Origin of the sequence: Mesobacterium hydrothermale (genome assembly GCF_035818635.1) — a bacterium.
Taxonomy (GTDB): domain Bacteria; phylum Pseudomonadota; class Alphaproteobacteria; order Rhodobacterales; family Rhodobacteraceae; genus Mesobacterium_A; species Mesobacterium_A hydrothermale.
On record NZ_JAYLLH010000027.1, the window covers coordinates 23,848 to 35,296 of the forward strand.

General features: G+C 64.9%; 11 protein-coding genes. 6 read left to right on the plus strand and 5 right to left on the minus strand.

Annotated elements, in window-relative coordinates; genetic code table 11:
• The first annotated feature begins 68 nt into the window (after positions 1-68).
• Complete coding sequence (locus tag VK792_RS15655) at positions 69-1,040, plus strand: L-threonylcarbamoyladenylate synthase (protein WP_326298717.1); 972 nt, start codon at positions 69-71, stop codon at positions 1,038-1,040.
• Here VK792_RS15655 and VK792_RS15660 read toward each other — a convergent pair.
• Complete coding sequence (locus tag VK792_RS15660; RefSeq protein ID WP_326298720.1) at positions 1,020-1,595, minus strand: YqgE/AlgH family protein; 576 nt, start codon at positions 1,593-1,595, stop codon at positions 1,020-1,022. The two genes, VK792_RS15655 and VK792_RS15660, sit on opposite strands and share 21 nt — an antisense overlap.
• Before the next feature lie 147 nt (positions 1,596-1,742).
• Here VK792_RS15660 and VK792_RS15665 point away from each other — a divergent pair, with 147 nt between their 5' ends.
• On the plus strand, positions 1,743-2,531 hold the full coding sequence (locus tag VK792_RS15665) for a protein-disulfide reductase DsbD domain-containing protein (RefSeq protein ID WP_326298722.1): 789 nt from the start codon (positions 1,743-1,745) through the stop codon (positions 2,529-2,531).
• 33 nt (positions 2,532-2,564) lie between these two features.
• Here VK792_RS15665 and VK792_RS15670 read toward each other — a convergent pair whose 3' ends face one another.
• From VK792_RS15670 to VK792_RS15685, 4 genes are all read right to left on the minus strand, one after another.
• Complete coding sequence (locus VK792_RS15670; protein ID WP_326298724.1) at positions 2,565-5,963, minus strand: efflux RND transporter permease subunit; 3,399 nt, start codon at positions 5,961-5,963, stop codon at positions 2,565-2,567.
• 3 nt (positions 5,964-5,966) lie between these two features.
• Complete coding sequence (locus VK792_RS15675) at positions 5,967-7,424, minus strand: efflux RND transporter periplasmic adaptor subunit (protein ID WP_326298726.1); 1,458 nt, start codon at positions 7,422-7,424, stop codon at positions 5,967-5,969.
• Positions 7,425-7,511: 87 nt separating this feature from the next.
• Positions 7,512-8,054 carry a molybdenum cofactor biosynthesis protein B gene (gene moaB / locus VK792_RS15680; protein ID WP_326298728.1) on the minus strand — a complete coding sequence of 181 codons (543 nt, stop codon included), beginning with the start codon at positions 8,052-8,054 and terminating at the stop codon, positions 7,512-7,514.
• Between the two features lie 82 nt (positions 8,055-8,136).
• Positions 8,137-8,922, minus strand: coding sequence for a uracil-DNA glycosylase (locus tag VK792_RS15685; protein ID WP_326298730.1), 786 nt, complete (start codon positions 8,920-8,922; stop codon positions 8,137-8,139).
• Positions 8,923-9,032: 110 nt separating this feature from the next.
• On the opposite strand from VK792_RS15685, the gene VK792_RS15690 reads away from it, so the two are divergent.
• Genes VK792_RS15690 through VK792_RS15705 form a run of 4 tightly spaced genes read left to right on the plus strand, consistent with a single transcriptional unit; the run spans position 9,033 to position 11,439 of the window.
• Complete coding sequence (locus tag VK792_RS15690) at positions 9,033-9,983, plus strand: aspartate carbamoyltransferase catalytic subunit (protein ID WP_326298731.1); 951 nt, start codon at positions 9,033-9,035, stop codon at positions 9,981-9,983.
• The gene (locus VK792_RS15695) at positions 9,980-10,534 is read left to right on the plus strand and encodes an aspartate carbamoyltransferase catalytic subunit (protein WP_326298733.1); all 555 of its coding nucleotides are present in this window, start codon (positions 9,980-9,982) and stop codon (positions 10,532-10,534) included. The genes VK792_RS15690 and VK792_RS15695 overlap by 4 nt, the downstream gene beginning before the upstream one ends.
• Positions 10,535-10,537: 3 nt before the next feature.
• Positions 10,538-11,065 (plus strand): aspartate carbamoyltransferase catalytic subunit, encoded by a 528-nt coding sequence (locus tag VK792_RS15700; protein ID WP_326298735.1) that lies wholly within the window; start codon positions 10,538-10,540, stop codon positions 11,063-11,065.
• A complete protein-coding gene (locus VK792_RS15705; RefSeq protein ID WP_326298737.1) occupies positions 11,065-11,439 on the plus strand; it encodes a hypothetical protein in 375 nt (124 codons plus the stop codon). The genes VK792_RS15700 and VK792_RS15705 overlap by 1 nt, the downstream gene beginning before the upstream one ends.
• Positions 11,440-11,449: the final 10 nt, after the last annotated feature.

The window sequence follows — 11,449 nt, forward strand, 5'->3', positions numbered from 1 at the left end:
CAGCGTTTAGCCCCCCCGAAGGCGGGTTCAAACAAAAACGCGGCGTCACGCCGCCGATGCCTGCCCAGATGCCCGACAAAACCACCCTCGCCCTGACCGACAGCCCCGACGGGATCGCCCAAGCCGCCGAAGTGCTGCGCGCGGGCGGACTGGTCGCCTTTCCGACTGAAACGGTCTATGGCCTTGGCGCGGACGCGGGCGACGACCGCGCGGTTGCCGGGATCTACGCGGCCAAGGGCCGGCCCAGCTTCAACCCGCTGATCGTGCACTTGGCCGACCTGGCCCGTGTGCAGGAACTGGTTGTCTGGAACGACCGGGCCGCGGCGCTGGCACAGGCGTTCTGGCCCGGACCGCTGACCATGGTGCTGCCGCTGCGCCCCGGTGCGCCGGTGTCGAAACTGGTGACCGCCGGGCTGGATACGCTGGCGGTCCGGATGCCGGCCAACGACACCGCCCGTGCCCTGCTGCACGCCTTTGACGGGCCGGTGGCGGCGCCCTCGGCCAACCGCTCGGGCCAGATCAGCCCGACCACCGCGGCGCACGTGGCGCAGGGCCTGACCGGCCGGATCGACGCGGTGCTGGATGGCGGGCCCTGTTCCGTGGGTCTTGAATCGACCATCGTCGGCCTGGTGGGCCAGCCGGTACTGCTGCGCCCCGGGCGGGTCACGGCGGACGATCTGGCCCGGGTCCTGGGCCAGCCGCTGGCCGAACGCAAACAGGCCGAGGCAATCAGCGCGCCGGGGCAACTGGCATCGCATTACGCCCCCAACGCGGGCGTTCGGCTGAACGCGACCGCGTGGCACGACGGAGAGGCGCGGCTGGGGTTCGGCCCTGTGGAGTGCGACCTGAACCTTTCGCCCTCTGCCGATCTGGTCGAGGCTGCGGCACATCTGTTCGACTACCTGCACCGGCTGGATGCGTTGGGGCGTGCCACCATCGCAGTTTCCCCGATCCCGCACCTCGGGCTGGGCGTGGCGATCAACGACAGGCTGTCGCGCGCCGCCGCGCCGCGCACGGTGTCAGGCCCGCCCACCCTCTGACGACAGCGCCATCAGCGGCACCCCGAGAGAGGCGAGCGCCGCCTCCCACTTGTCGGGATCCGGGGTATGGAACACCAGATCCGCGCTTGCATCGCAGGTCAGCCAGCCATTCGCGGCGATCTCACTCTCCAGTTGACCCGGCCCCCAACCGGCATAGCCCAGCATGATCAGGTGAAACCGCGGCCCGCGATCCACCGCGATGTCTTCCAGCACGTCCAGCGTGCCGGTCATGCTGAATCCGTCATCCACCTTCAGCGTCGTCACCGCAGAGGTATAGTCGGGCGTATGCAGCACGAACCCCCGACCCTGCTCCACCGGTCCGCCATAGCGCACCGGTTTTCCGCGCAGGTCGGCATGAGCCTGGATCGACAGCTGTTCCAGCAGCATCGGCAGGGTCACGTCGGCAGTGGGCTTGTTCACGATCAGGCCCATCGCGCCTTCGTGGGAATGGGCGCACAGGTAAACGACACTGTGTTCGAATCGCGGGTCGCCCATGCCCGGCATGGCGATCAGCAGTTTTCCGGTCAGGTCCGTGGCCCCGGACGTCGATGGCATGAACTGTCCTTTCCCTTTCTTCCCATGTTACGATGCTGTGCCTGCCCTGCAAGCACTGCGTTGCGACCGCGACAAGAATGCGACTGTCACGGCCAAGTCTCTGCAAAGTGACTTGGCAATCGCCGTCAAAGGTTTCAATTGAATGCTATGATCCGACGTATCCTGACCACCCTTGCCTCCGTTCTGGCCCTGTCCGGGCCTGCCCTGGCCAGCGACATGCTGACGGCTCAACTGCGCCCGGGATGGCGTCTGCCCAATGGCGACCACATGGCCGCGCTGCACCTGAAGCTGGCGCCGGGATGGAAAACCTACTGGCGCGCGCCAGGCGATGCCGGGGTGCCGCCGGAATTCGATTGGTCGGGCTCCGGCAATGCCGCCAGCGTCACGATCAGTTGGCCCACCCCCAGGGTTTTCGAACTCAGCGGGATGCGCTCTATCGGTTATGTCCAAGAGGTTGTCCTGCCGCTTCGGGTCACGCCCCGTGGCAACGGCGACATCCGGCTGAAGGGCGAAATGATGCTAGGGCTGTGCAAGGACATCTGCATGCCGGAAACCCTGCGCATCACCGCCGACCTGCCTGCGGACAATACCGCCCCCGATCCGGTGATTGCCGCCGCGCTGGCCTCGGTTCCGTTCACCGAGGCAGAGGCCGGCGTGCGCAACGTGACCTGTGACATTGCCCCGGCGGCGCAGGGCCTGCGCCTGACCGCGCGCATCGACATGCCCAAATCCGGCGGCCATGAGGAAACGGTGATCGAGGCTGGAAACGCCGCGATCTGGGCCTCTGAGCCCGAAACCACGCGGCAAGGCCGCACCCTTGTGACCAGCGCCGACCTTGTCCACCTTGACGGCGGGGCCATCGCGCTCGACCGGTCGCAGGTGCGCATCACCGTGCTGGGCAAGAAATACGCCGTCGACATCCAGGGGTGCGACTGACCCCGGCCTTCAGGCCAGGGGCCGGTCGGTTGTTCAGGCCAGCCGCCTTCGGCGGCGGCCGATCACCAACGTCAGTCCGACGATCACGTAGAGCACCAGAACAAGCGCCATCACCCCCGCCAGGAACAGCAACAGCGCCCCAAGGATCGGCGTCAGCCCTGCCAGTTGCGGCAACGCCAGCACGGCGGGCAGGCTGCCCTTTACGGCGACATATCCCATCGTCGCCCCAAGCCACATGATCACCACCGACAACGCAAGGTTCATGGCTCCGCGCACGCTCGCATCGCGGAACCTAAGGCCACGCAGGACCGTCTGGAACAGCCGCGCGATATCGGCCTGGATCGCGATCAGGGCGGGCACCACCAGCAGCACCAGCACAAGCCCGAAGCCAAGGCCATAGACCAGCGTGATCACCGTCGGTTTCAGGAACTGCGCCTGGCTCGAGCTTTCATAAAGCAGCGGCGCAAGACCCAGCACCGTGGTCAGTGTGGTCAGGATCACGGGGCGCAACCGGTCGGCGGCACCGTCGATGATCGACGGCACAATACCGCGGTCGCGGGCGTATTCGTCGATCTGGCTGACCAGCACGATCGAATCGTTGATGATGATCCCTGTCATCCCAAGCAGCCCCACGACCGAGAACATGCTGAGCGGCACATCCCACAACGCATGACCATAGATCGCGCCGACCAGACCGAAGGGAATGACCGACATGACAACCAGCGGCCGCGTCCAACTGGCAAAGACCCACGCAAGCACAAGATAAATCCCCAACAGCACCAGCGTCAGCCCGGTCTTTGCGTCGTTCAGAAAATCGTTTTCCTGCTCGCTCAGCCCTGCCATGCGGTAATCGACCTGCCGGCTCTCGGCGATGCCGGGCAGGATCTCGTCCGCCAGTGCCTTGGTGATCTCTGCCGCGCGCGCCGGGTCGTCTTCGGAAATGTCACCGGTGACGGAAATCGTCCGGATCCCGTTCTCGCGCCGCACGGTCGAAAACCCGGTACGGCGTTCCACGCTGACAAGGTCGGCCAATTGCACATAGGCGCCGGTGGGCGTGCGCATCTGGGTGCGTTCCAGAAAGTCGGCGGTCAGCTCACCCCTGGGCAACTCCACCCGGATCGCCGCGCTGCGGGGCCCGTCCGGATAGGTCGCCGCCTCGATCCCGCCCAGCCGGTTGCGCAGCACTCGGCCCAGCCCGTCGATGGTAAAGCCCAGCGCCTGCCCTTGCGGCGTCAGTTCCAGGATCAGTTCTTCCTTGTCATAGGACAGGTCATCCTCGACCGCCGACACCTCGGGGAAGCGCGCCAACGCCGCCTGCAAATCCTGCGACGCAGCCTTCAGCGTCTCAGCACTGGCGCCATAGAACTGAACGTCCAGCGCATCGCCACCCGGGCCGGACCGCCAGCCACGGAAACTGATGGTTTCGACCATCGGGTGACGGCGCACCGCGTCCTGCAAATCTCCGACAAAGGCAAAAGAAGAATAATCCGGTCGCAAGTCGGATTCGATCAGCTCGATCGAAATACCGCCCAGTTGGTCGATGTCCTTGGATTCCGTGCCGGACAAACCGCGCCCGGCATTGCCGCCGATCTCGGCCATGACATAGACCAGCGGGTTCAGCCCATAGCGTTCCTCGTACTGCTTGGCCACGTCCTCGGTCGCGCGTTGCATCTCGCGCATCATCGCCAGCGTATCTTCGCGCGTCGCGCCCGGGGCCATGGCAAAGTTGCCGGTCACGGACGATTGTTCAGGTGCATTGAAAAAGCGCCAGGTCACGTCACCCTTGATCACCATCGCCACTTGCGAGGCCAGAAACACCACCGCCCCCGCCACAACGGCATAGCGCGCGACAACCACACCGGCCATCAACGGGCGGAACAGATAGGTCCGCACCCAGCGGAAGCCCCGGTTCACAACGCGCGACGGCAAGTCGTACCAGTGTTCCTTGGCCGAATTGGCCAGCGCGTGCGCCATGTGGTTCGGCAGGATCAGGAAACATTCCACCAGCGACGCCAGCAACACCACGATCACGGTAAACGGGATATCGGCAATCAGGTCGCCGAACCGCCCCCCGATCGAGGTCAGGCCAAAGAAGGCGATGATCGTCGTCAGCGTGGCCGAAAACACCGGCAGCGCCATGCGCCGCGCCGCGTTTTCCGCCGCCTCGAACGGGCCTTCGCCCATCCGTGCACGATGATCTGCATGTTCGCCTACCACGATTGCGTCATCGACAACGATGCCCAGGGTGATGATCAGCGCAAAAAGAGAGATCATGTTGATGGTGATGCCAAAGGCATACATCAGGGCCAGCGCCGCAAGCATCGACACCGGAATCCCCGCCGCCACCCAAATCGCGGTGCGCGTATTCAGGAACAGAAACAGCAGCAGAACCACAAGCGCCAGCCCGGTCAGACCGTTATCGACAAGGATATTCAGACGCCCGGTGATCGCTTCGGCGCGGGTGCGGATCAGGTCGATGGTGACGCCCGACGGCAGGGTTGCCTGCATGGTCCTGGCCACGTCCTCGACCTGGTGCTGAATGCCGATGGCATCGCCCTGGTCACTGCGGTCGACACGGACCGAAATCGCCGGGTTGTCGCCGACAAAATAGCTCCGTTCGCGGTCGATCCCTTCGCGCCTGAGCGTCGCCACGTCGCCAACAGTCAGCTTGGACCCGTCGGCATTCGACCGCAGCACAATGGCGGCAATCTGGTCGGCGGCCCGTTTTTCCACACCGGTGCGCACCCGCGCGCCCGCACCGCCCACGTCGCCCGCCGGGTCTGCGTTGACCTCTTCCGCGATCGCGTCGGCGATCTGGCGCATGGTGATGTCATAGGCGATCAGGTTCGACGACGGCACCTCGATGATCGTTTCGGGCGCAGCCAGACCCTGGATCGTGCTTCGGGTGACCCCTTCGGCAAACAGCCGCACCACAAGTTCATCTGCAAACCGCGCAAGCTGGTCCAGCCCCACAGGCCCGGTGATGACGATATCGGTCACCCGGTCCCGCCAGATGCCACGGGTGACCTCTGGCTTTTCGGCTTCTTCGGGCAGATTGCTGACCGTGTCGACCGCCGATTGCACATCGTCGGTGGCTCGTGCCATGTCCCAGCCGGGTTCGAATTCCATCCGGATCCGGGCCGAGCCCTCGCGAGAGGTCGCCTCGGTGCTGTCAACGCCCTCGACGGCCAGCAATGCCGGTTCCAGCACCTGCACGATGGCCTTGTCGACGTCTTCCGCCCCGGCGCCGTCCCAGCGGACCGACACCGTGACGTTGTTAATGACCACATCGGGGAAAAACTGTGCCCGCATGTTCGGAATGACGAACAGCCCCGATGCCAACAGGATCACCAGCAAAAGGTTCGCCATTGTCCGGTGACGAGTGAAATAGGACAGGATACCGCCGCCGGGCGATGCGGGTGCCTTTGCCATGGATCAGCCCCCCATCCGGCTTTCGATGCGTTGCACCACATCGGCCGGCACCTTGGGTTGGGTCAGCCGCGCGAGGATGCGTTGCTTTGCCTCCGACGGCATCCGGTCGTTGCCTTCGACAAAGGCGATCAGCTTGGCGCGGCGTTCCTCGGTCAGTTCCAGCATCTCTGGCTCTTGCGGCGCGCGGTCGGTTTCGCCGCGCAGCGGGCGCACCTTGATGCCAGAGCCCAGCAGCGGCGTGCGTTCCGCGACGACTTCGCGGTCACGCAAACCACGGGCCCGAACCAGAACGTCGTCGCCCTGACGCCGCAACAGGGTCACCTCCATCGCTTCCAGCCGGTCTTCGTCGCCAAGCACCAGCACCGAATTGGACGCATCCAGCGCGGTTGCAGGCAGGCGGGCCACGAAATCCAGCGGCGCCTCTTTCAGCTCGACCGTCACGAAATCTCCCGGTTTGAACCCGGCGGGCGCGTCAAGCGACGCAAACAGTTGCCGCCCGGTCAGGCCTTCACCAACTGACGCGCCTTCGCGGGTCAGCGTGCCCGTCGCGGTCAGGTTGGTCCCGAACACGTCCAGCATCACCGTCACATTTGCCGGGCTCAACTGGCCGTTATCGTCCAGAAGCCGGGCGTATTGCTGGGTCGACACACGAAACGCGACTTCAAGCGCATCGGAGTCGATCAGGTTGGCCAGCTTTTCATTCGATGACACCAGCCGCCCTTCGACCACCGAAACGCCGCTGAGCGTGCCGGAAAACCCGGCGCGGATTTCCGTATCGGCCAAGCGCCGCTCTGCCTCGGCAAGGGCGATGGCCTGACGCGCCAGCTTGGTGGCGGCCTGATCGACGCGCGCCTCGGCGGTGGCCACGGCCTGGCGGCGCGACAGCACGGCCTGCCGCGCGGACGATGCCGCAAGTTCGGCGGTTTCCACGGCGGCGGCGGTGCCGACACCACGGGTTTCAAGATCCTTCTGCCGCTGGAACGCCCGGACCCGCAGATCGGCCTGCTCGGCCGCGGCGGCCAGTTCGTCCCGCGCCAGCGCCAGCGCGCGTTCGGCCTCGCGGGCTTCGGCCTCGGCATCCAGTTGTTCGGATTTGACGCGGTCCAGCACGGCCTGCGCATCGGCGGGATCAACCTGCGCCAGAAGCTGGCCTTCGGTCACGCGCCCACCTTCCTGGAACTCTGGCGCCAGCCGGATCAGCGTGCCGGAACTGGCAGCGCGGATTTCCAGCGTGCGGCTCGACTGTACCTCGCCAAAGGCGGTCAGGACCGGGGTGATCGTTTCGAACGTCGCGGGCACCACGTTCACGGCAAAAACCCGTTCGCGCACCTGCGGCACGCGCGGCTCTTGCGCCATGCGCGCCTCCACGGCATCACGCACCATCACCCCGGCATACACCAAAAGGCCCAGGGTCAGGGATAACAGGAAAAGCCCGGTCAGGCTCTGGCGCAGGAAACGCATGTGAGATCAATCCTTCGGAAGGGGTCGCCGCATATATAGCGAGTTTTGAATACCTGCAAACCCGCGTTCATTATACGTGGGTTTGGGTCATTTCCGTCGCTTATGTTCATCGAGACGTGGAAAAATCTCGACAAAGTTACAGGGCCGATGCCGGTAGTCGAGTTGTTTGACCAGAATTTCATCCCAGGCGTCCTTGCAAGCCCCGGTGCTGCCGGGCAATGCAAACAGATAGGTCCCGTTTGCGACCCCGCCAGTGGCCCGGCTTTGAATCGCCGAGGTGCCGATCTTTTGCATCGAAACGATGGTAAAGACCGTGCCGAACGCGTCGATTTCCTTCTCATAGACATCGCGGTGCGCCTCGACCGTCACGTCGCGCCCGGTCAACCCGGTTCCCCCGGTCGAGATGATTACGTCAATCTCCGGGTCGGCGCACCACGCCCGCAACTGATCGGCGATCTCCTTGCGTTCGTCGCGCAGGATCAGGCGCGCGGCCAGGGTGTGGCCCGCCGCTTCGATCCGGGCGACCAGCGTGTCGCCGGATTTGTCCTCGGCCAGCGACCGGGTGTCGCTGACGGTCAGAACGGCGATGCGAACCGGGATGAATTCCTTGCTTTCGTCGATACGGGACATGGGCGGCCTTTGTCTTGCGGATTTCCGCAACAGATGTGGCCCGCACACCGCAACGTCAATCGGACAAGCTGTTGCAGCACCGTCAGCGGCGCAAATGTGCCTGCAAAGCCAGCAGATCGGCCCAGGCTTCGCGCTTGGCATGGGGTTGGCGCAGCAAATAGGCCGGGTGGAACATCGGCAGCACCGGCTTGCCCCAGACCTCGTCCCAGGTGCCGCGCAGGCGGGTAATGCCCCGGCGTTTCAACACCGCCTGGCAACTGATGTTGCCCATCAGCACGATCACGTCCGGCGCGGCCAGGGCCACATGGCGTTCCAGGAACGGCAGCATCATCGCGATTTCATCCGGACGCGGGTCGCGGTTCTGCGGCGGCCGCCAGGGCAGAACATTGGTGATATAGACCGCCTGCGCCGGATCGTCGGCGCTGCGCGCCATGCCGATGGCCGCCAGCATCCGGTCCAGAAGTTGCCCCGCCCGCCCGACAAAGGGCTTGCCCTGCAAATCCTCGTCCCGGCCCGGCGCTTCGCCAATGATCATGACCCGAGCGGCAGGATCGCCGTCGGAAAACACCAGATTGCGCGCGCCCTGTTTCAGCTCGCAATGGGGATAGGCCGCCATCGCCGCCTGCAACGCCGGAAGCGTCGCCGCGTCCTTCGCGGCGTTCCGCGCTTCGGCCAGCGGATCGGCCTCTGGCGGTTTGGCGCCTTGGCCGGCGGGGCCGGTCGAAGGCGCAACCGCTTCGGGTTTCCGGGCTTTTTCGGGCAGTTCAAGCCGATTCACCGGGACATCGCCGATCGCCTCGGTCGCGCCAAGTTCGATCTGCCAGTCCAGCAGAGCTTTTGCCGTATGCCAATCCAGTGCCGATTCCATCCGCGAACCCTATCCTTTGCGCGACAAGAGAGAAAGCCGCAGCGCTGTCCACTTGCCGGGGGGGCGCGGCGTTTCTATAACCCCTTCGACCCGACCCAAGGAGCCCGCCCATGCGTTTCGATCAACGTCACCTGCTGGGGATCGAACATCTGCGCCCCGACGAGATCACGACGCTGCTGGATCTGGCCGACAAATATGTCGAACTGAACCGCCGCCGCGACAAGCATTCCCGCACCCTGGCCGGGCTGACGCAGATCAACATGTTCTTCGAAAACTCGACCCGCACGCAGTCCAGTTTCGAACTGGCCGGCAAGCGGCTGGGCGCGGATGTGATGAACATGTCGATGCAGGCGTCCAGCATCAAGAAGGGCGAAACCCTGATCGACACCGCGCTGACACTGAACGCGATGCACCCCGACCTGCTGGTCGTGCGGCACCCGCATTCCGGCGCGGTCGACCTGCTGGCGCAAAAGGTCAACTGCGCGGTGATCAACGCCGGTGACGGACGCCACGAACACCCCACACAGGCACTGCTGGATGCGCTGACGATCCGCCGCGCCAAGGGCCGCATTCACCGTCTGAACATCGCGATCTGCGGCGACATCGCCCACAGCCGCGTGGCGCGGTCGAACCTGCTGCTGTTGGGCAAGATGGAAAACCGCGTGCGCCTGATCGGTCCGCCGACGCTGATGCCCAACCGGATCGGCGACTTCGGGGTCGAGGTCTATGACGATATGCGCGAGGGTCTGAAAGACGTGGACGTCGTCATGATGCTGCGGCTTCAGAAGGAACGTATGGACGGCGGGTTCATCCCGTCGGAACGCGAATATTTCCATCGCTTTGGACTGGATGCCGAAAAGCTGTCCCATGCCAAGGACGACGCCATCGTGATGCACCCCGGACCAATGAACCGCGGCGTCGAAATCGACGGCACGCTGGCCGACGACATCAACCGCAGCGTGATCCAGGAACAGGTGGAAATGGGTGTCGCCGTGCGCATGGCCGCGATGGATCTTCTGGCCCGCAACCTGCGCGCCAGCCCCAAGGAGGTGATGGTATGAGCGACCGGATGGACATCCGTGAAAGTGACGCCGGCATTGTCCGGGTCTTCCACCTTGACCTGCCACCCGAGGCGATCGAACGCTTCACCGTGCAGGCCGGTACCGGGGAATGGCCGCTTTTGTACGGGCTGGGCGCAAAGAAACTCAGCGCCAGCTTCATCGACGTGGTGCGCATCCGCGACCTGGAAGACATGCCGCTGACCAGCTACCTGCACCAGGCCCACGGCATCCCCGAAGACCAGCTGCGCGACAATGCCGGGCAGTTGAACCGGTTGCGCGGGCATGTCCTGATCCTGCCCAGCCAGGCCTTCGCCCATACCGCTCAATCGCTGACCATCCGCACCCCGCTGCGCTGGGTCGGCACGTTCCAGGAAATCAGACCGACCCGCGCCAAGGCGCCGCTGCGGTCGAAATCGGCCCGGGGCAGCATCGGCGGCGGCAGGGCCTCGGCCAGGTCCGGACCCGGCCTGCCGATTGTCAAACTGGCGCTGGCGGCAATGGCCACGGTGGTGATCCTGGGGATTGCCGCCGTTTACCTGGCCGGGGGCTGAGCCATGGCACAGGCTCCCGACGGCTGGGACGGCATTCTTGACCCGAACGAAACGATCCTGTGGCAGGGTCGCCCCGATGCGGGGTTGAACATCGGTCCGGCCAATATCCTGACCGCCGTTTTCGGCACGTTCTTTTCGGGCTTCGCGCTGTTTTGGATGATCATGGCCATGCAGGCGGGCGGCGCTTTCTGGATGTTCGGCCTGATCCACTTTTCCGTGGGCATCGGAATCGTCGTCACTGCGCTGTTCGGCACGGCCTTTGTGCGGCGGCACACCTGGTACACGCTGACAGACCGACGCGCCTTTATCGCGACCAACATGCCGGTGATCGGGCGCAAGCTCAAAAGCTATCCGATCACCGGTGACACCGTGCTGGAATTTGACGATGCCGACCTGCCCAGCATCTGGTTCGCACAGGACTATCGCCGCACCAAGCGCGGCCACCGCACGGTCAAGCGCGGCTTCGAGCGGCTGCCCGACGCCCGCACCGTCTATCAATCCATGCGTGACATTCAGCGAAAGGCCGGTTGATGAAATTCACCCCTGACCGCCAAACCTATATCCGGTCCAACACCCGGCTTGCTGCCGGGGCCATGGTCATCGGGGTGCTGGCCCTTTGGCTCATGGGGGATCCCCATGTCTGGACCGGAGCCATCGGCGGGCTGGCGGCCATCGCGCTGCGCGGCTGGTACCTGATGGACGAAGCGCTGGCCGAAGAATGGGAACTGGCGGACGGTCGGTTGACCTGCGCCAACGGCCGGATCATCGCGCTGGCCGAGATCGAAAAGGTCCGCACCATGTGGGGCCTGGTGCAGGTCGTGACCAAATCCGGCGACAAATACCTTCTCAAGAACATGCCCGACCCGGAACGCGTGGCGTCGGCCATCGACGCCGCCCGGCGCTAGCGGCAGACAG

Excerpts from the sequence above, each read along its gene's own strand:
- VK792_RS15665 (WP_326298722.1), top strand. The coding sequence starts at position 1,743 with ATGATCCGACGTATCCTGACCACCCTTGCCTCCGTTCTGGCCCTGTCC.
- VK792_RS15675 (WP_326298726.1), bottom strand. The coding sequence starts at position 7,424 with ATGCGTTTCCTGCGCCAGAGCCTGACCGGGCTTTTCCTGTTATCCCTG.
- VK792_RS15685 (WP_326298730.1), bottom strand. The coding sequence starts at position 8,922 with ATGGAATCGGCACTGGATTGGCATACGGCAAAAGCTCTGCTGGACTGG.
- VK792_RS15700 (WP_326298735.1), top strand. The coding sequence starts at position 10,538 with ATGGCACAGGCTCCCGACGGCTGGGACGGCATTCTTGACCCGAACGAA.
- VK792_RS15695 (WP_326298733.1), top strand. The coding sequence starts at position 9,980 with ATGAGCGACCGGATGGACATCCGTGAAAGTGACGCCGGCATTGTCCGG.
- VK792_RS15690 (WP_326298731.1), top strand. The coding sequence starts at position 9,033 with ATGCGTTTCGATCAACGTCACCTGCTGGGGATCGAACATCTGCGCCCC.
- VK792_RS15670 (WP_326298724.1), bottom strand. The coding sequence starts at position 5,963 with ATGGCAAAGGCACCCGCATCGCCCGGCGGCGGTATCCTGTCCTATTTC.
- VK792_RS15705 (WP_326298737.1), top strand. The coding sequence starts at position 11,065 with ATGAAATTCACCCCTGACCGCCAAACCTATATCCGGTCCAACACCCGG.
- moaB (WP_326298728.1), bottom strand. The coding sequence starts at position 8,054 with ATGTCCCGTATCGACGAAAGCAAGGAATTCATCCCGGTTCGCATCGCC.
- VK792_RS15660 (WP_326298720.1), bottom strand. The coding sequence starts at position 1,595 with ATGCCATCGACGTCCGGGGCCACGGACCTGACCGGAAAACTGCTGATC.
- VK792_RS15655 (WP_326298717.1), top strand. The coding sequence starts at position 69 with ATGCCCGACAAAACCACCCTCGCCCTGACCGACAGCCCCGACGGGATC.